Below are 19440 nucleotides of genomic sequence, written 5' to 3'. Positions count from 1 at the left end.
GCATGGGTTCGGCGCTCGCCCCCGCCCGCCGGCGCCCGCGCGCCCCCGCTCAGCGCTTCCGGCGCCGCCCTCGGCCCCCCGTGGCCGCGACGGGCTGGGCGCCCGCCGGAGCCGCCGTACCGGGCGCGGGGCGGTCCGCCGAGACGACCAGGGCGGCGAGCGCGGTGGTGACCGGCACCGAGGCGACCAGACCGATCGAGCCGACCAGCGTGCGCACGATCTCCTCCGCGACCAGCTCGCTGGTGGCCACCGTGCCCACCCCGCTCTGCGCGATGGAGAACAGCAGCAGCAAGGGCAGTGCGGCGCCCGCGTAGGCGAGGACCAGGGTGTTGACGACGGACGCGATGTGATCGCGGCCGATGCGGATGCCCGCCCGGTACAGCCCGCGCCAGCCCATCGAGGGGTTGGCCTCGTGCAGCTCCCACACCGCCGAGGTCTGGGTGACCGTCACATCGTCCAGCACGCCCAGCGAGCCGATGATGACGCCCGCGAGCAGCAGGCCGCTCATGTCGATCGACGGGTAGAGCCCGTGGATCAGGCCGGTGTTGTCGTCCGTGTTGCCGGTGAGCGCGGCCCAGCCGATGAACTGCGAGCCGAGGACGCCGATCAGCAGCAGCGAGACCAGCGTGCCGAGCACCGCCACGGAGGTCCGCGCGGAGAGGCCGTGGCACATGTACAGGGCGATGAGCATGATCGCGCTCGATCCGACCACCGCCACCAGCAGCGGGTTCGAGCCCTGGAGCACCGCGGGCAGGATGAACAGGGTCAGCACCAGGAAGCTGACCGCCAGGGCCACCAGCGCCATGACACCGCGCAGCCGGCCCACCACCACGACGGCGACCGCGAAGATCCCGGCGAGCAGGGCCATGGGGAACTTGCGGTCCAGATCGGTGACCGCGTACTGGAGTTCCTTCGGTGCCTTGGGCTCGTAGGCGACCACGACCTTGTCGCCCTGGTGCAACTGCCGGGTCTGGTCGGGCTGCACCAGCTCGGTGAAGGTGCGGCCCTTGTCCTTGCCGGTGTCGACCCGGACCGTGGCCTTCTTGCAGGGGCCCTTCTTGTCCTCCTGAGCGGCCGGAGCACCGCCCGTGGCGGAGGGATCGCCGACGGGGGCCTGCCCGCCCGCGCCGCCGACCTGGCAGCTCACCGAGGTCACCGTGGTGACGGTGGCCTGCTGCGTCTGGCGGTCGAAGCCCACGCCGGTGCGCTGGTGCGGGGGCGCGCCTCCGGGCCAGAGCACCACCAGACCGACCACGACGGCCGCGCTGAACGGGATCAGGATGGCCGCGATGACCTTCCGCAGATGCTTGGAGACCGGCGCGGCGGGGCCGTGGCTGTGGGAGTGGCCGTGCCCGCCCCCCGAGCCGTGTCCACCGTGCCCGTGCCCATCGTGTCCGTGGCCGCCGTGCCCATGCCCACCCCCGTCGCCGGGGCCTGGTCCGGAGCCGGGCCGGTGGGGTGGGCCGGGAGGAGGGTAGGGAGGCTGCTGCGTCGTGGTCACTGCCCGATCATTGCAAGAACGGGGGAGGCCCACTGTTCATCCCGTCACATAGGGCGCTAGCGTGGAGGCACCTTTGCACACGCGGGAGCTCGGAGCACCGGGCTGAGAGGGCGCTGACCTCCGTCGTTGCGATGTTTCACGTGGAACGTGGTTCCCGGGAAGCATCTGCGGACGGGAATCGCTGCGTCGACCGCCGAACCTGTTACCGGGTAATGCCGGCGTAGGGAGTAGGTCTCATGACCAACAAGGACGCACGCACGCCTGCCTCCACGCAGAACGCGACGAACAGCTCGTCGGGCGAGGAGGCCGGGAAGTCCATCGGCTGGCACAAGGCATATGTCGCGGGTTCGCGCCCCGACCTGCGGGTGCCGGTCCGTCAGGTGCATCTCACCAATGGCCGGTCGGTCACGCTGTACGACACCTCCGGCCCGTACACCGATCCGGAAGCCGACACCGATGTCCGCCGGGGGCTGGCCCCGCTGCGGGAGAACTGGATCGTCGCCCGTGGCGACACCGAGGAGTACGCGGGCCGTCCGGTCCGCCCCGAGGACGACGGGCTCAAGCACACCTCGCCGCGCGGCGGGCTGCGCAACCTGGACGCCGTCTTCCCGGGACGGCCCCGCCAGCCCCGGCGCGGCCGCACGGGCCGGGCGGTCACCCAGCTCGCGTACGCCCGCCAGGGGGAGATCACGCCCGAGATGGAGTTCGTGGCGCTGAGGGAGAACGTCGCTCCCGAGGTGGTCCGCGACGAGATCGCGGCGGGCCGTGCCGTACTGCCCGCCAATGTGAACCACCCGGAGATCGAGCCGATGATCATCGGCAAGCGGTTCCTGGTGAAGGTCAACGCCAACATCGGCAACTCGGCGGTCACTTCCTCGATCGAGGAGGAGGTGGAGAAGATGACCTGGGCGACCCGCTGGGGCGCGGACACGGTCATGGACCTCTCCACCGGCCGCAACATCCACACCACCCGCGAGTGGGTGCTGCGCAACTCCCCCGTCCCCATCGGCACCGTGCCGCTCTACCAGGCGCTGGAGAAGGTCGACGGCCGGGCCGAGGAGCTGACCTGGGAGATCTACAAGGACACGGTGATCGAGCAGGCCGAACAGGGCGTGGACTACATGACGGTGCACGCCGGTGTGCGGCTGCCGTACGTCCCGCTCACGGCGAACCGGAAGACGGGCATCGTCTCGCGCGGCGGCTCGATCATGGCCGCCTGGTGCCTGGCGCACCACAAGGAGTCGTTCCTGTACGAGAACTTCGAGGAACTCTGCGAGATCCTCGCCGCCTACGACGTCACCTACTCGCTCGGTGACGGACTGCGGCCCGGTTCGATCGCGGACGCCAACGACGAGGCGCAGTTCGCGGAGTTGCGCACGCTCGGGGAACTCAACCGGATCGCCAGGCGTTTCGATGTACAGACCATGATCGAGGGCCCCGGGCACGTCCCGATGCACAAGATCAAGGAGAACATCGACCTTCAGCAGGAGATCTGCGATGAAGCTCCGTTCTATACGCTCGGCCCGCTGACCACCGACGTCGCACCGGCCTACGACCACATCACCTCCGGTATCGGCGCCGCGATGATCGCCTGGTGGGGCACCGCGATGCTCTGCTACGTCACGCCCAAGGAGCACCTGGGCCTGCCCAACCGGGACGACGTCAAGACCGGCGTCATCACCTACAAGATCGCCGCCCATGCGGCCGACCTCGCCAAGGGGCACCCCGGCGCCCAGGAGTGGGACGACGCGCTCTCGGACGCCCGCTTCGAGTTCCGGTGGGAGGACCAGTTCAACCTCGCCCTGGACCCGGACACGGCACGGGAGTTCCACGACGAGACACTGCCCGCCGAGCCCGCCAAGACGGCCCACTTCTGCTCCATGTGCGGGCCGAAGTTCTGCAGCATGAAGATCTCGCAGGACATCCGGCGCGAGCACGGCGGCAACCGGGCCGAGATCGAGGAGGGCATGGCCAGGAAGTCCCTGGAGTTCGCGGCCACGGGCAACCGGGTCTACCTGCCGATCGCGGAGGACTAGTCGTACGGGACGCCGGCCGGATGTTCAGTCCGGCTGGTGTTCCGGCCCGCCGAAGTCCGGGCTCGAGTAGTCCGGGCTGCTGAAGCGGGGCCGGTCGGTGGCGGTGCCGTCGTCGGGGCTGGTGAAGCCGGGGCGGCCGTAGCCCAGGCGGGGCATCCGGCTCGGGCCGGGGGCCGGCAGGGGCTGGGCGGTGGGGGTGCCGGGCTGGGCGAGGGCGTCGCGGAGGAAGGGCAGGATGCCGCGTTCCAGCAGGGCGTCCCGCCACTCCTCCCGTGCCCGCGCCACCGCCTCGCGGGCCTCCGCCTGGGCGGCGGCCTCGGCGGAGGAGCTGTTGCGCAGCGCGGTGAGCAGCAGCGCCACCCCGGCGACCAGGATCGCCGCCGCCGTCACGGCGCCGAAGACCCAGCCGACGGTGACCATGGTCCGGCCGAACTGCCGGCCGGGGGCGACCATCCGCAGGAGGTAGCCGACCAGCAGGAAGATCACGGCGGCCGTCCCGGCGAGCACGGGGGCGAGCACGGCGACCATCGCGCTGGCGCCCGCGCCGGCGGCCTCGGCCGTCTCCCCGAGGGCGGCGGCGAGCCCGAGGGAGCCCGATTCGCCTTCCGCCGGGGCGGTTTCCGCGACGGCCGTCTCGGGGGCCGGTGCCGGATGGCGCAGCTCCTCGCGGACCTCGACGTAGTGCTGGTACTCGGCGGCGGCGGCCGCCGCGATGAGGGCCGTGGCGCTCAGCGCCATCGTGCGCAACTGCTCGGGGTTGAGCCGCTGTCCGATGCCGGACAGCTCCGGGTGGTCCGGTGCGGAGCGCAGCGCCTCATCGAGGAGCCGCTCGAATTCCCGGCGGTCCTCGCTCAGCAGGTGCTGCGGAACGCTGTTCATGTGCATCCCCCGATGCTCCGTAGGGCTTGGGGCTCGCATGGTGACGAGCCGTCGGGCAGAAACGGAGGGGAGCCTGCTACGGATAAGCCGATGGTAGAGCTGTCATACCGCACGGAGACAGAGGGTTGCTGGAAATTGGGACCAGGCGAACCGTCAGATGTCCAGCGGGAGTTGCTGGACCAGCAGCTTTCCGGCCATGGTCACGCCGCCGTCCATGGCGATGGCGAGGCCGTCGGCGTAGACGTGCGGGCCCTCGACGTGGGACTCGCCCCGCTCCTCGCCCTCCTCGGAGCCGACCTGGCCGAGCAGATAAGGGATCGGGCTGTGGCCGTGAACGACCCGGGAGCCGCCGTACGTATCCAGGAGGGAGCGCACGGCGTCGGCGCCGCCCTCGTCGCGGAAGGAGAAGCGCTTGGTGAACTTGCGGAACAGGTCCCAGACCTCGTCCGCGTCGTTGCGGGTCAGCGCGTCGCGGACGGTGTCGTTGACCGCCTCGATCGAGTCGCCGTAGTCGAGGTAGGCGGTGGTGTCGGAGTGGAGCAGCAGATGGCCGTCGACCTCCTCGACCGCGTCGAGCCGGGCCATCCACTGGAGGTGGTGGTCCTGGAGGCGGTCCATGTCGGTCTTCTGGCCGCCGTTGAGCAGCCACGCCGCCTGGAAGGTGGCGGTGCCCGCGCCGGAGTTGACCGGGGTGTCGCCGAACCGCTTGGCGCCCAGCAGCAGCAGCTCGTGGTTGCCCATGAGCGCCTTGCAGTAGCCGCCGGCCGCCGCGGCCTCGGCGGACAGCCGCATCACGAGGTCGATGACGCCGATGCCGTCCGGGCCCCGGTCGGTGAAGTCGCCGAGGAACCACAGCCGTGCGGTGCCCGCGCACCACTGGCCCTCCTCGTCGACCAGGCCCTTCTCCCGCAGCGCGCTCAGCAGCTCCTCGATGTAGCCGTGCACGTCGCCCACGACGAACAGCGGACCGGGACCGGCCTCGGACTGCGGCGCCGGGGCGGGAGCGGGCTCGACGGGTGGCGGCGGAAGGGTGTCGCGCTGGATGACCGGCAGGTCGCGCTCGGTCGGGGTGTACCCGTCGGGGTGCTCCTCCTCGTGCGGAGGGACGACGTCACCGGGGTGCACGTCGGCGTACGGACCGGTCTCGTGGACGTACGCGGGCACCCGGAAGTCGCGCAACGTCGCCGTACGCTCCGTCTCGGGTCCCTGACCGGCCCCCTGAGTCATCAGACCCCTCCACCATCGCGCCGAAGCTGCACCGCTTCGGACTGCCTGGTCGCAGCGGCCCGCGGTGTCGTGCGCCCATCATAGGAATGCGCGTCGCGCCATGTGATGACCCAGGGGTGGTGAATCACGGTGAGGTCCCTGATCACTGGGGCTTTCGTCCCGATTGGGCAGGAGTCCGGCCGGTTGCCCGCTCGGGATCGCGTGCCCGCCGGGCGGTCGTCCGCCCCGGTTCGACGAGGCGCGGCGGACCCGCCACGCCTCGCGGACCTCTCCGGACCCCCCTCGGGCCGGTTCTCCGTCAGTCCCGTTCCGGCGTCCGCGGCGGGCTGACCGTGGTGCGCGGCGGACGGCGCTGGGAGGAGGTGCGCACGATCAGCTCCGTCGGTATCACCTGCTCGACCGGCTGGTCCGACTCGACCCCCTCGATGGCGTCGATGAGGAGCTGTACGACCGCCGTGCCGATGCGGCGCGGCTTCAGCGAGAGGGTGGTGATGGGCGGCTCGGTGGTCGCGTACACGGTGGACTCGCTGCAGCACACCAGCAGCAGGTCGTCCGGGACGCGCAGGCCGTAGCGCCGGGCGGCGGCGAGCAGGTCGGTGCCGTTGGGGTCGAAGAGGCCGTAGACGGCGTCCGGGCGGTCCGGGCGGGCGAGCAGCCGGTCGGCGGCGACGGCGCCCGCGCACGGGTCGTGCGCCGGGTACGCCTCGTAGACCGGGTCCTGGCCGACCCGCTCGCACCAGCGCAGGTAGGCGGTGGTGGACAGGTGGGTGTACGTGTCCGTGGTGGTGCCGGTGAGCAGGCCGATGCGGCGGGCCCCGGCGGCGGCGAGGTGGTCGAGGATGCCGAGGACGGCGGCCTCGTGGTCGTTATCGACCCAGGCGGTGACCGGCAGGGAGCCGGCCGGGCGGCCGTCGGAGACGACCGGTAAACCCTGCCGGACCAGTTCGCTGACGACCGGGTCCTGGTCGGAGGGGTCGATGACGACCGTGCCGTCCAGCGCGACGTTGGACCACACGTCGTGCCGGGAGGTCGCCGGCAGGATGACCAGCGCGTACCCGCGGGCGAGCGCGGCGGAGGTGGCGGCCCGCGCCATCTCGGCGAAGTAGGCGAACTCGGTGAAGGTGAAAGGTTCATCCCCGTACGTGGTCACGGTCAGGCCGATCAGGCCGGACTTGCCGGTACGGAGGGTGCGGGCGGCGGCCGAGGGCCGGTAGCCCAGTCGGTCCGCGACCTCGCGGACATGGCGGCGGGTGGCGTCCGGGAGCCGCCCCTTGCCGTTGAGGGCGTCGGAGACGGTCGTGATGGAGACCCCGGCGGCGGCGGCCACGTCTCTGATGCCGGCCCGTCCGGGCCGGCTGCCCCGCCGGGAGGTTTCCGCGCGGCTCACCTGGTGCTTCCCTGCTGCTGTCATGGCGAGCCGATAGTAGGGCTCTTGTGGTGGGGTAGGGCGGACGCATATGCATGCGTTGACAGGCACGTTTCTGCATGGTCGTCAGGCCCCAACCACCTTTGAAAGCAAGTCAGTTGGCCGGTCCGATGGCAGGACGTGTCTTGTCGACGCGCGTGGGCCTGCCAAGTACCCCATGTTTCGAAGAGGTCTCAACTCACCTTCACGGGGGATGCGCGCCACGGCGCGAGCCACCGGCGCATGGACAAATGCGCGGTGCGCCCCCTAAAGCGCAGCCAGTCGCCATGCATGCCCCCCAGGCAGGGAAGCGGGGGCGCACCGGTACGCAAGCGCGCCGAATCCTCATAAGGTGAGGAGCATTGGATGCCGGCGGCGTCGACGGTCCGCCGGTGGTCGCGAGGAGGACTGCGGTGAGCGAGACGAGCCCCAAGCTGCGCGCCGAGCTGGAGGGTATCCCCACCTACAAGCCGGGCAAGCCCGCCTCGGCCGAGGGTCCGGTCGCCTTCAAGCTGTCCTCCAACGAGAACCCCTATCCCCCGCTGCCGGGGGTCATGGAGCGGGTCGCGGCGGCCGTGGCCGAGTTCAACCGCTACCCCGACATGGCGTGCGGCGGCCTGATGGCCGAGCTGGCGGAGCGTTTCGGCGTTCCCGTCTCCCACCTCGCCACGGGCACCGGCTCGGTCGGCGTGGCCCAGCAGCTCGTGCAGGCGACCAGCGGTCCGGGCGACGAGGTGATCTACGCCTGGCGCTCCTTCGAGGCGTACCCGATCATCACCCGGATCAGCGGGGCCACGCCCGTGCAGGTGCCGCTCACGCCGGGCGATGTGCACGACCTGGACGCGATGGCGGACGCGATCACCGAGCGGACCCGGCTGATCTTCGTCTGCAACCCCAACAACCCCACCGGCACCGTGGTGCGCCGGGCCGAGCTGGAGCGGTTCCTCGACCGGGTGCCGAAGGACGTGCTGGTGGTGCTGGACGAGGCATACCGGGAGTTCATCCGGGACCCCGAGGTGCCCGACGGGGTCGAGCTGTACCGGGAGCGGCCGAACGTCTGCGTGCTGCGCACCTTCTCCAAGGCGTACGGGCTGGCCGGGCTGCGGGTCGGGTTCGCCATCGCGCACGAGCCGGTGGCGGCCGCGCTGCGCAAGACGGCGGTGCCCTTCGGCGTCAGCCATGTCGCGCAGGAGGCGGCGATCGCCTCGCTCCAGGCCGAGGACGAGCTGCTCGGCCGGGTCGGCTCGCTGGTGTGCGAGCGTGCCCGGGTGGTGGACGCGCTGCGCGCGCAGGGCTGGACGGTGCCGGAGACGCAGGCCAACTTCGTATGGCTGCGGCTGGGGGAGCGGACCATGGAGTTCGCCGCGGCGTGCGAGGACCACGGGGTGGTCGTGCGGCCGTTCGCCGGTGAGGGTGTGCGGGTGACGGTCGGCGAGAACGAGGCGAACGACATGTTCCTGAAGGCGGCGGAGGCGTTCCGCCGCGAGGTGGCCGGCTGACGCCGGTCCGCAGTCCGTAGGTGAGGGGCCCTGCCGGGAGGCGGGGCCCCTCGTCGTAGGGGCCCCCTTGTGGATGCCGAATACGTGTGCGCCATAATGGCTTGTGAATGTGAACGCTTTCACAAGCTCCGACCGGATTGCTCCATATGTGGGGGGCATAAGCGGCGAAAGCCGCACCGGAACGGCGAAGTAAGGAGGGGTGACGACGTGGAACTGGCGTTGGCGCCGGAGACCTTGGCGCGCTGGCAGTTCGGCATCACCACCGTCTATCACTTTCTGTTCGTCCCGCTGACGATCTCCCTGGCCGCCCTCACGGCCGGGCTGCAGACCGCCTGGGTGCGCACGGAGAAGGAGGTCTACCTCAGGGCCACCAAGTTCTGGGGCAAGCTCTTCCTGATCAACATCGCGATGGGCGTGGTCACCGGCATCGTGCAGGAGTTCCAGTTCGGCATGAACTGGTCGGAGTACTCGCGGTTCGTCGGGGACATCTTCGGTGCCCCGCTGGCCTTCGAGGCGCTGATCGCCTTCTTCTTCGAGTCGACCTTCATCGGACTGTGGATCTTCGGCTGGGACAAGCTGCCGAAGAAGATCCATCTGGCCTGCATATGGATGGTCTCGATCGGCACGATCCTCTCGGCGTACTTCATCCTCGCGGCCAACTCCTGGATGCAGCACCCCGTCGGCTTCCGGATCAACAAGGAGCGCGGGCGCGCCGAACTGACCGACTTCTGGGCCGTGCTGACCCAGAACACCGCGCTCGCCCAGGCGTTCCACACCCTCTCCGCGGCCTTCCTGACCGGCGGCGCCTTCATGGTGGGTCTGGCCGCCTACCACCTGGCCCGGCGCCGGCACATCAAGGTGATGCGGACCTCGCTTCGGCTCGGCCTGGTCACCGTGGTGATCGCCGGTCTGCTCACCGCCATCAGCGGCGACACCCTCGGCAAGGTGATGTTCAAGCAGCAGCCGATGAAGATGGCCGCCGCCGAAGCCCTGTGGGACGGTCAGAAGCCCGCGCCGTTCTCGGTGTTCGCCTACGGCGACGTGGACAAGGGCCACAACACCGTCGCCATCGAGGTGCCGGGCCTGCTGTCCTTCCTCGCCAACGACGACTTCACCTCGTACGTCCCCGGCATCAACGACGTCAACAAGGCCGAGCAGCAGAAGTTCGGGCCCGGTGACTACCGGCCCAACATCCCGGTCGCCTACTGGGGCTTCCGCTGGATGATCGGGTTCGGCATGGCCTCCTTCACCCTCGGGGCGCTCGGGCTCTGGCTGACCCGGAAGAAGTTCCTGCTCCCCCGGCATCTGCGTACCGGCGAGGACGAGGTGCCGCATCTGGTGCTGTTCGGGAAGCGGACGCTGGGCCCGAAGCTCACCTTCTGGTTCTGGCGCGTGGCCACCTGGACGATGGCCTTCCCGCTGATCGCCAACTCCTGGGGCTGGATCTTCACCGAGATGGGGCGCCAGCCCTGGGTCGTCTACGGCCTGTTCCAGACCCGCCAGGCGGTCTCCCCCGGTGTCTCCCAGGCCGAGGTCGCCATCTCGATGGCCGTCTTCACCGCGCTGTACGCGATCCTCGCGGTGATCGAGGTCCGGCTGCTGGTCAAGTACGCCAAGGCCGGGCCCCCGGAGCTGACCGAGGCCGACCTCAACCCGCCCACGAAGATCGGCGGCGACCACCAGGACGCCGACCGGCCGATGGCCTTCTCGTACTAGCGCTGGGGGAACAGCCATGGAATTGCATGACGTCTGGTTCGTCCTCATAGCCGTGCTGTGGACCGGCTACTTCTTCCTGGAGGGGTTCGACTTCGGGGTCGGTGTCCTGACCCGGCTGCTGGCCCGGAACCGGCCCGAGCGGCGGGTGCTGATCAACACCATCGGCCCGGTCTGGGACGGCAACGAGGTGTGGCTGCTCTCCGCGGGCGGTGCGACCTTCGCCGCCTTCCCGGAGTGGTACGCCACCCTGTTCTCCAGCTTCTATCTGCCGCTGCTGCTCATCCTGGTCTGCCTGATCGTGCGGGGCGTGGGCTTCGAGTACCGGGCCAAGCGGCCCGAGGAGAAGTGGCAGCGCAACTGGGAGTGGGCCATCTTCTGGTCCTCGCTGATCCCGGCGTTCCTCTGGGGCGTGGCCTTCGGGAACATCGTGCGGGGCGTGAAGATCGACCAGCACTTCGAGTACGTCGGCGGTCTGGTCGACCTGTTCAACCCGTACTCCCTGCTCGGCGGGGCGGTGACGCTCACCCTGTTCACCTTCCACGGGACGGTGTTCACGGCGCTCAAGACCGTCGGCGACATCCGTACACGGGCCCGGACCCTGGCCCTGCGCCTCGGCCCGGTGACCGTCGTGCTGGCGCTCGGCTTCCTGGTCTGGACGCAGCTCCACAGCGGGGACGGCGCCAGCCTGGTCGCCCTCGTCGTGGCGGCCGTCGCCCTGCTCGGTGCGCTGGGCGCTATCTGGCGGGTACGGGAGGGCTGGGCGTTCGCGCTGTCCGGGGTGACCATCGCGGCCGCCGTGGCGATGCTCTTCCTGTCGCTCTTCCCGAATGTGATGCCGTCCACCCTCGACGCGGACTGGAGCCTGACGGTGTCCAACGCCTCGTCGAGCCCGTACACCCTGAAGATCATGACCTGGTGCGCCGTCATCGCCGCCCCGTTGGTCATGCTCTACCAGGCATGGACCTACTGGGTCTTCCGCAAGCGCATCGGCACCCAGCACATCGCCGAAGCCGCACACTGACCGCCTCAAGGGTATGTTTCACGTGAAACACACTCTCGGGACTGAAGGACACGTTTCACGTGAAACCGATCGATCCCCGCCTGCTGCGCTACGCCCGTGCCACGCGCTTCTTCCTCGTGGCGGTCGTCCTCCTGGGCGGGCTCGGCGCCGGCCTGGTCATCGCTCAGGCCATGCTGATCGCCGAAATCGTGGTCGGCGCCTTCCAGCACGGCAAGTCGGCAAGTGACCTGGTCACGCCGCTTGCCCTGCTGGCCGGCGTGGCCTGCGGGCGGGCGCTGGTCTCCTGGCTCACGGAGCTGGCGGCGCACAAGGCCAGCGCGGCCGTGAAGTCCGAGCTGCGGGAGCGGCTGGTCGAGCGGGCCGCGGTGCTGGGTCCCGGCTGGCTGAGCGGCCAGCGCACCGGCTCGCTGGTCACCCTGGCCACGCGCGGCGTCGACGCCCTGGACGACTACTTCTCGCGGTACCTCCCGCAGATGGGCCTCGCCCTGGTCGTCCCGGTGGCGGTGCTGGCGCGGATCGTCACCGAGGACTGGGTCTCGGCGGCGATCATCGTCGCCACCCTCCCCCTCATCCCGGTCTTCATGATGCTGATCGGCTGGGCCACTCAGTCCCGGATGGACCGGCAGTGGTCGCTGCTGTCCCGGCTCTCCGGCCACTTCCTGGACGTGGTCGCGGGGCTGCCCACGCTGAAGGTGTTCGGCCGGGCCAAGGCGCAGGCCGAGTCCATCCGCAAGATCACCGGCGAGTACCGCCGGGCCACCATGCGGACCCTGCGGATCGCCTTCCTCTCCTCCTTCGCGCTGGAGCTGCTGGCCACGCTCTCCGTCGCGCTGGTCGCCGTCACCATCGGCATGCGGCTGGTGCACGGCGGGATGGACCTGTACATCGGCCTGGTCATCCTGATCCTGGCTCCGGAGGCGTACCTCCCGCTGCGCCAGGTGGGCGCGCAGTACCACGCGGCGGCGGAGGGTCTCGCGGCCGCCGAGGAGATCTTCGCCGTGCTCGAGACGCCGGTCCCGGCCACCGGCACCGCGCCCGTCCCGGCTGGCTCCCTGGCCTTCGACTCCGTCACCGTCCGCTACCCCGGCCGCTCGACGGACGCCGTCACCGATGTCTCCTTCTCCGTGGACCCCGGCGAGACCGTGGCCCTGATCGGGCCGAGCGGCGCGGGCAAGTCCACCCTGCTCAGCGTGCTCCTCGGCTTCGTCCGGCCCACCGAGGGCCAGGTCCGCATCGGCGGCGCCGACCTCGCCGACCTCGACCTGGAGGAATGGCGCTCCCGCATCGCCTGGGTGCCGCAGCGCCCGCACCTGTACGCCGGGACCATCGCGGAGAACGTACGCCTGGCCCGCCCCGACGCGGACGACACCGCCGTACGCCGGGCGCTGGCGGATGCCGGTGCGCTGGAGTTCGTGGACGCGCTCCCTGCGGGCGCCGACACCGTGCTCGGGGAGGACGGGGCCGGGCTCTCCGCAGGTCAGCGGCAGCGGCTCGCCCTGGCCCGCGCCTTCCTCGCCGACCGGCCGGTGCTGCTGCTGGACGAGCCCACCGCCGCGCTGGACGGCGCGACCGAGGCCGACGTCGTCGCGGCGGTACGACGGCTCGCCGTCGGCCGCACCGTGCTGCTCGTCGTGCACCGGCCCGCCCTGCTGGAGGTCGCCGACCGGGTGGTGCGGCTGGAGCTGGCCGAGCCGGCCGCCGCGCCCGAGCCGGTCATGGCCGAGGTGCTCGCCCCCGAACTCGCCGCCACCGCGCTCGACGCGCATGTGCCCGAGCCCGCCGGCGGTGAAGCCTTCTTCCCCGAGCCGGACGACACCGACGACGACCGGGACGAGCCGGCGCCCGAGCAGGCGACGGCCCGTGAGCGCGGCATCCTGGCCCGCGTCCGTTCCGTGGCCGCCGCCCGGCGCGGACGGCTGCTCTTCGCGCTGCTGCTCGGCAGCCTTGCCCTCGGCTGCGCCGTCGGTCTGATGGCGACCTCCGGCTGGCTGATCTCCCGTGCCTCGCAACAGCCGCCGGTGCTGTATCTACTGGTCGCGGTGACGGCCACCCGGTTCTTCGGCATCGGCCGTGCCGTCTTCCGGTACAGCGAGCGGCTGGTGTCGCACGACGCCGTGCTGCGCATGCTGGCCGACACCCGCGTCGCCGTCTACAAGCGGCTCGAGCGGCTGGCCCCGGCCGGCCTGCGCGGCACCCGGCGCGGCGACCTGCTCAGCCGGCTCGTCGCCGATGTGGACGCCTTCCAGGACTACTGGCTGCGCTGGCTGCTGCCCACCGGTGTGGCGGTCGTCGTCTCCGCCGCCTCGGTCGGCTTCACCGCCTGGCTGCTCCCGGAGGCGGGGGCCGCGCTCGCCGTCGGCCTGCTGCTCGCCGGAGTCGGCGTCCCGCTGATCACCGCCGCCGTGGCCCGGCGCACCGAGCGGCGGCTGGCGCCCGCCCGGGGCGTGCTGGCCACCCGTGTCACCGACCTGCTCACCGGCACCGCCGAGCTGACCGTCGCCGGGGCGCTGCCCTCACGCACGGCGGCCACCCGGAACGCCGACGGCACCCTCACCCGGATCGCGTCCCGCTCGGCCGGGGTCACCGCGCTCGGCGACGGCCTGACCGCGCTGATCTCGGGCCTGACCGTCGCCGTGGCCGCGCTGCTTGGCGCGCAGGCGGCGGCCGGGGGCCGTATCCACGGCGTGCTGGTGGCCGTGGTCGTCCTCACCCCGCTGGCCGCCTTCGAGGCGGTGCTCGGCCTCCCGCTGGCCGTCCGCTACCGCCAGCGGGTCGCCCGCAGCGCCGAGCGGGTCTACGAGGTGCTGGACGCCCCGGTGCCGGTCCACGAGCCCGAGCACCCGCGCGAGGCCCCCGCCTCGCCGTTCCCGCTCGTGGTGAAGGACCTGACCGCCCGCTACGAGGACCAGCACCGGGACGCGCTCCACGGGCTCGACCTCACCCTGGACCGGGGCCGCCGGATCGCCGTGGTCGGCCCCTCGGGCTCCGGCAAGACCACCCTCGCCCAGGTGCTGCTCCGCTTCCTGGACCCCGGCTCCGGCACGTACACGCTGGCCGGGGTGGACGCGGCCGAGATGGACGGTGACGAGGTACGGCGGCTGGTCGGGCTGTGCGCCCAGGACGCCCACCTCTTCGACAGCTCCGTCCGGGAGAACCTGCTGCTCGCCCGGAAGGACGCGACCGAGGCGGAGCTGCGGGACGTGCTGCTGCGGGCCCGGCTGCTGGACTGGGTGGACGGGCTCCCCGAGGGCCTGGACACGCACGTCGGCGAGCACGGCGCCCGGCTCTCCGGCGGTCAGCGGCAGCGCCTCGCGCTGGCCCGCGCGCTGCTCGCGGACTTCCCGGTGCTGGTGCTGGACGAGCCCGCCGAGCACCTCGACCTGCCCACGGCGGACGCTCTGACCGACGACCTGCTGGCCGCGACCGAGGGCCGCACCACGCTGCTGATCACGCACCGGCTCGCCGGTCTCGCCGCCGTCGACGAGGTGCTCGTGCTCGACGCGGGCCGTGTGGTGCAGCGCGGCCCCTACGCCGAGCTGCTCGCCGTGGACGGCCCGCTGGCCACGATGGCCCGCCGCGAGGCCGAGGCGGAGGCCCTCGTCGTGCTGTGACCTGCGGGGCCGGTCAGACCCGTCCGGCGAGCAGGTCCTCGATCACGCGGGCCACGCCGTCGTCGTTGTTGGCGTGGGTGCGGCCGGTGGCGGCGGCCAGGGTGTCGGGGTGGGCGTTGCCCATCGCGTAGGAGCGCCCCGCCCAGGTCAGCATCTCGATGTCGTTCGGCATGTCGCCGAAGGCGACGACCTCCTCGTGCGAGATGCCGCGCTCGGCACAGCACAGGGCCAGAGTGCTGGCCTTGGAGACGCCGGGTCCGCTCAGCTCCAGCAGCGCGCTGGGGCTGGACCGGGTGACGTTGGCGTGGCCGCCGATGGCGATCCGGGCGAGGGTGAGGAAGGCGTCCGGGTCGAGGTCGGGGTGGTGGGCCAGGATCTTCAGCACCGGCTGGCTCGCCGCGACCCCGTCCGGCGCGAGGAGTTCCTCGGCGGGGCGCAGGGTGTCCGGGATCTCCAGGTGCAGCTTGGGATAGGCGGGCTCCTGGTGGAAGCCGTAGGTCTGCTCCACCGCGAACAGGGTGCCGGGGGCCGCCTCGCGCAGCAGTTGGACCGACTTCAGGGCGTTCTCCCTGGCCAGTTGGCGCACCTTCACGAAGCGGTGGGCGCCGGGTCCGCCGTGCAGGTCGACCACGGCGGCGCCGTTGCCGCAGATCGCCAGGCCGTGGCCGTGCACATGCTCGCTGACGACGTCCATCCAGCGAGCGGGGCGGCCGGTGACGAAGAAGACCTCGATGCCCGCCTTCTCGGCAGCGGCCAGCGCGGCGACGGTCCGCGGGGAGACGGTCTGGTCGTCGCGCAGCAGGGTGCCGTCGAGGTCGGTGGCGATCAGGCGCGGCGGAAGAGAGCCCCCTCCTCGTCCGGACGGGGCCGACGGCTGTGCGGGGGCCGGGGTCCCCGGCTCTCTGGTCGCTGAGGTCACCCGAGCATTCTCGCGCATATGCGCGCACGATCGTGCGGCACGGGGCCCAGATGAGGGCAGGTACGCGTCAGACGCGTTCAGGATCGGGTCCCGGCCGGCCATCCGGGCGTCGTAGGCTCGTCGGCATGGCCCTTCGTCTCAGTACCGTCATCCTCCCCGTCGACCGCTGGAGCGAGGGGGGCCGGGCGAAATGGCAGCGGGCCGAGGAGCTGGGGTTCCACGCCGCCTACACCTACGACCACCTGTCGTGGCGGTCGTTCCGGGACGGGCCGTGGTTCGGGGCGCTGCCGACGCTGACGGCCGCCGCGGGCGCGACCGAGCGGCTGCGGCTGGGGACGCTGGTGACCTCGCCGAACTTCCGGCACCCGGTGACGCTGGCCAAGGAGCTGATCTCCCTGGACGACATCTCCGGCGGCCGGGTCACCCTGGGCATCGGTGCGGGCGGCTCCGGGTTCGACGCGACGGCGCTCGGGCAGGAGGCGTGGTCGCCGGGTGAGCGGGCCGACCGGTTCGCGGAGTTCGTGACGCTGCTGGACCGGCTGCTGACCGAGGACGCGGTGTCGTACACGGGTGACCACTACTCGGCGCACGAGGCCCGCAACATCCCCGGCTGCGTACAGGAGCCCCGGCTGCCGTTCGCGGTGGCGGCGACCGGGCCGCGCGGGCTGAAGCTGGCGGCGCGGTACGGGCAGGCGTGGGTGACCACGGGCGACCCGAAGCTGTTCGAGACCGGTACGCCCGAGCAGTCGGTGCTGGCGGTGGAGCGGCAGATCGGCCGGCTCACCGAGGCGTGCGCGGAGATCGGCCGGGATGTCACCGGCCTGGACAAGATCATGCTGACCGGGTTCACCCCGGACCGTGCCCGCCCGCTGGACTCCGTCGACGCGTTCGTGGACTTCGCCGGCCGGTACGCGGCGCTGGGCATCACCGAGCTGGTGATCCACTGGCCCATCGCCGACTCGGATTTCGCGGCCGACCAGGCCGTCTTCGAGAAGATCGCGACCGAGGCCGTCGCCCAGCTCGGCTGAGCCGGCGCAGGACCTCAGCGGGGCTCGGAGAACCGCAGATAGCGCGGCGGGACGGCGTCGGTCAGCCAGACGCCGTTCGCGCTGACGTGGAAGACATGGCCGTCGCGGTGCATGGCACCCGCGTCCACGGCGAGCACCACGGGCCGGCCACGGCGGGCGCCCACCCGGGTCGCGGTCTCGCGGTCGGCCGAGAGATGGACGTCGTGCCGGTTCATGGGGCGCAGCCCCTCGGCGCGGATCGCGTCCAGGCTGCGGGCGACGGTGCCGTGGTACAGGTACGGCGGAGGGGTGGCCGGGGGCAGGCCGAGCGCCACCTCGACGGTGTGGCCCTGGCTGGCGCGGATTCTGCCGCCCTCGACGGCGAAGCGCCGCTTGTCGTTGACGGCCACCACGTGGTCCAGCTCGGCGCGGCTGATGGGGAAGCCGTGGGCGGCCGCTGCGGCGAGCAGCACGTCGATCTCCACCCAGCCGGCCGGGTCCAGGGTGAGCCCGAGGCGCTCGGGCTGGTGCCGCAGGTGCTTCGAGAGGTACTTGGACACCTTCACGGTGCGTCTGTCGTCCATTACTTCTGATGTACCCATTTCTCTCATATGGCGCTTTTCGTATCTCCCTCTCTTCAGGCTGCCCCGCGTTTTCAGCCCGATTTCCGCCCCTCTCCAGCCTCCCGGAGAGACGCGGATCACGCACATGATGTACGCGGGCAGGTTTGATCCACAGCCAACGCCTGTTATCCACAGCCTTTTTGACGATTCTGTGGACAACAGGCGCCCGTTTCAGGCATGTTGATCAACTTCAGGGCGCTTCACGGCAGATGGAGCGCCCTCGGCCGATCCCCGGATCACAACTTGGGCTCCACTCGCGCCAATTTGCGCAGCGCCCCCGGCACGAACCGCGACAGCAGATACGCCCCCCGCGCCTCCGGAGTCACCGGCACCACCGCCCGGTTCTCCGCCACCGCGTCCAGGATCGCCCTGGCGACCTTCTCCGGCGGGTAGTTGCGCTTCCCGTACAGCCGCGACGACCGCTCCTGACGCCGCCGCGCCTCGGTCTCGTCCACCCCCGTGAAGCGCGTCGTCGACGTGATGTTGGTGTTGACGATGCCGGGGCAGATGGCCGTAACTCCGATGTCCTCGGCGGCCAGTTCGGCGCGCAGGCACTCCGACAGCATCAGCACCGCCGCCTTGGACGTGCTGTACGCCGGCAGCGCCCGCGAGGGCTGGAAGGCAGCGGCGGAGGCGATGTTGACGATGTGGCCGCCCTGTCCCCGCTCCGCCATGCGCGCCCCGAAGAGACGGCAACCGTGGATCACACCCCACAAGTTGACGTCCAGCACCTTGCGCCAGTCGTCCGGAGTCGTGGTGAAGAACGAGCCGGAGACGCCGATGCCCGCGTTGTTGACCAGCACGTCCACCACGCCGTACTCGCGGTGCACCCGCTCGGCCAGCTTCTCCATGGCCTGCTCGTCCGAGACGTCCACCGTCTCCGGCCAGGCACCCGACGCGCCCGCCGCTAGCGCCAGTTCGGCGGTACGGGCAGCAGTCGCGGCGTCCCGGTCGACCGCCACCACCCGCGCCCCCGCCTCCGCGAGAGCCAGCGCCGTCGCGCGCCCGATACCGCTGCCCGCACCCGTGACCAGCGCCAACTGCCCGCCGAATCGGCTGGCATGAGGGCCGCTGCCCCGCGAGGCCTCGCCCTGCTCCGCGGAGGTCACGAACTCCTCGATCCATCGCGCCAGTTGGTCGGGCCGGGTGCGCGGCACCCAGTGCTTGGCCGGGAGCGTCCGCCGGGTCAGCCTCGGCACCCACTGCTCCAGGTCGTCGTAGAGCCGCTCGGAGAGGAACGCGTCGCCCTGCGGGGTGACGAGCTGCACCGGCACGTGCGCGACGGCGTCCGGGCGGGGCCGGCGCAGCCGGGGGCGGACGTTGTCCCGGTAGAGCCAGGCGCCGTGGGCCGCGTCCGAGGGCAGCGAGGCCGTCGGGTAGTCGCCGGCCGGGACCTTCTCGGCCCGCTCCAGCAGCTTGGGCCAGCGTTTGCCCAGCGGCCCGCGCCAGGCCAGCTCCGGCAGCACCGGCGTGTGCAGCAGGTACACGTACCAGGACTTGGCGCCCTGGCCGAGGAGTTGGCCCACCCGGCGCGGAGTCGGGCGTTTCACGCGGGCGTCGATCCAGTGGCCGAAGTGGTCCAGCGAGGGCCCCGACATGGAGGTGAACGAGGCGATGCGGCCCCGGGTCCGCTCGACCGTCACGAACTCCCAGGACTGCACCGAGCCCCAGTCGTGCCCGACCAGGTGCACCGGCCGGTCCGGGCTGACCGCGTCGGCCACCGCGAGGAAGTCGTCCGTCAGCTTGGCCAGGGTGAAGCCGCCGCGCAGCGGCTTCGGCGCGGTCGAACGACCGTGGCCGCGCACGTCGTAGAGCACCACGTGGAAGTCGTCCGCCAGGCGGGCGGCCACCTCGGACCAGACCTCCTTGCTGTCCGGGTAGCCGTGCACCAGCACCACGGTGGGGCGCCCCGGATCGCCCAGTTCGGCCACGCACAGGTCGATCCCGCCGGTGCGTACCCGCCGCTCACGCGCGTCCCTCAGCGTCACTTGTCCTC

At 71.5% G+C, this 19440-nt stretch carries 13 protein-coding genes; 6 read left to right on the top strand and 7 right to left on the bottom strand.

Annotation, left to right across the window (positions count from 1 at the left end):
- Window positions 1-49 precede the first annotated feature (49 nt).
- Window positions 50-1501: a YibE/F family protein gene (locus tag E5083_RS20535; RefSeq protein WP_135787178.1), complete on the bottom strand. Its 1452-nt coding sequence runs from the start codon at window positions 1499-1501 to the stop codon at window positions 50-52.
- A gap of 236 nt (window positions 1502-1737) precedes the next feature.
- Here E5083_RS20535 and thiC point away from each other — a divergent pair, with 236 nt between their 5' ends.
- A complete protein-coding gene (gene thiC / locus E5083_RS20530) occupies window positions 1738-3537 on the top strand; it encodes a phosphomethylpyrimidine synthase ThiC (protein WP_135787177.1) in 1800 nt (599 codons plus the stop codon).
- 24 nt (window positions 3538-3561) lie between these two features.
- On the opposite strand, the gene E5083_RS20525 is transcribed toward thiC, so the two are convergent.
- The 3 genes from E5083_RS20525 to E5083_RS20515 form a co-directional block, all read right to left on the bottom strand.
- Window positions 3562-4422, bottom strand: a complete 861-nt coding sequence (locus E5083_RS20525) for a hypothetical protein (protein ID WP_135787176.1) — start codon at window positions 4420-4422, stop codon at window positions 3562-3564.
- A gap of 147 nt (window positions 4423-4569) precedes the next feature.
- Window positions 4570-5643, bottom strand: a complete 1074-nt coding sequence (locus tag E5083_RS20520) for a metallophosphoesterase (RefSeq protein ID WP_135787175.1) — start codon at window positions 5641-5643, stop codon at window positions 4570-4572.
- A gap of 298 nt (window positions 5644-5941) precedes the next feature.
- On the bottom strand, window positions 5942-7054 hold the full coding sequence (locus tag E5083_RS20515) for a LacI family DNA-binding transcriptional regulator (protein ID WP_135787174.1): 1113 nt from the start codon (window positions 7052-7054) through the stop codon (window positions 5942-5944).
- Between the two features lie 407 nt (window positions 7055-7461).
- On the opposite strand from E5083_RS20515, the gene hisC reads away from it, so the two are divergent.
- The 4 genes from hisC (at window position 7462) to cydD (ending at window position 14895) form a co-directional block, all read left to right on the top strand.
- A complete protein-coding gene (gene hisC / locus E5083_RS20510; RefSeq protein WP_135787173.1) occupies window positions 7462-8547 on the top strand; it encodes a histidinol-phosphate transaminase in 1086 nt (361 codons plus the stop codon).
- Window positions 8548-8754: 207 nt separating this feature from the next.
- On the top strand, window positions 8755-10263 hold the full coding sequence (locus E5083_RS20505; protein ID WP_135787172.1) for a cytochrome ubiquinol oxidase subunit I: 1509 nt from the start codon (window positions 8755-8757) through the stop codon (window positions 10261-10263).
- A gap of 16 nt (window positions 10264-10279) precedes the next feature.
- Complete coding sequence (cydB, locus tag E5083_RS20500; protein ID WP_135787171.1) at window positions 10280-11284, top strand: cytochrome d ubiquinol oxidase subunit II; 1005 nt, start codon at window positions 10280-10282, stop codon at window positions 11282-11284.
- Between the two features lie 59 nt (window positions 11285-11343).
- Window positions 11344-14895 (top strand): thiol reductant ABC exporter subunit CydD, encoded by a 3552-nt coding sequence (gene cydD, locus E5083_RS20495; protein ID WP_135787170.1) that lies wholly within the window; start codon window positions 11344-11346, stop codon window positions 14893-14895.
- A 13-nt stretch (window positions 14896-14908) separates the two neighbouring features.
- Here cydD and E5083_RS20490 read toward each other — a convergent pair whose 3' ends face one another.
- Window positions 14909-15832, bottom strand: coding sequence for an HAD family hydrolase (locus E5083_RS20490; protein ID WP_135787169.1), 924 nt, complete (start codon window positions 15830-15832; stop codon window positions 14909-14911).
- Window positions 15833-15939: 107 nt separating this feature from the next.
- Between E5083_RS20490 and E5083_RS20485 the strand changes: the two genes are divergently transcribed.
- Window positions 15940-16842: an LLM class flavin-dependent oxidoreductase gene (locus tag E5083_RS20485; RefSeq protein WP_135787168.1), complete on the top strand. Its 903-nt coding sequence runs from the start codon at window positions 15940-15942 to the stop codon at window positions 16840-16842.
- A gap of 14 nt (window positions 16843-16856) precedes the next feature.
- Here E5083_RS20485 and E5083_RS20480 read toward each other — a convergent pair whose 3' ends face one another.
- Window positions 16857-17405, bottom strand: a complete 549-nt coding sequence (locus E5083_RS20480; protein WP_135787167.1) for an RNA 2'-phosphotransferase — start codon at window positions 17403-17405, stop codon at window positions 16857-16859.
- A 275-nt stretch (window positions 17406-17680) separates the two neighbouring features.
- Window positions 17681-19432, bottom strand: coding sequence for an SDR family oxidoreductase (locus E5083_RS20475; RefSeq protein WP_208754107.1), 1752 nt, complete (start codon window positions 19430-19432; stop codon window positions 17681-17683).
- Between the last annotated feature and the right edge of the window lie 8 nt (window positions 19433-19440).

Source organism: Streptomyces bauhiniae (genome assembly GCF_004784475.1).
Lineage (GTDB): Bacteria > Actinomycetota > Actinomycetes > Streptomycetales > Streptomycetaceae > Streptomyces > Streptomyces seoulensis.
Note: the sequence above shows the minus strand (reverse complement) of the source record. Positions and strands in the feature narration are given on the sequence as shown.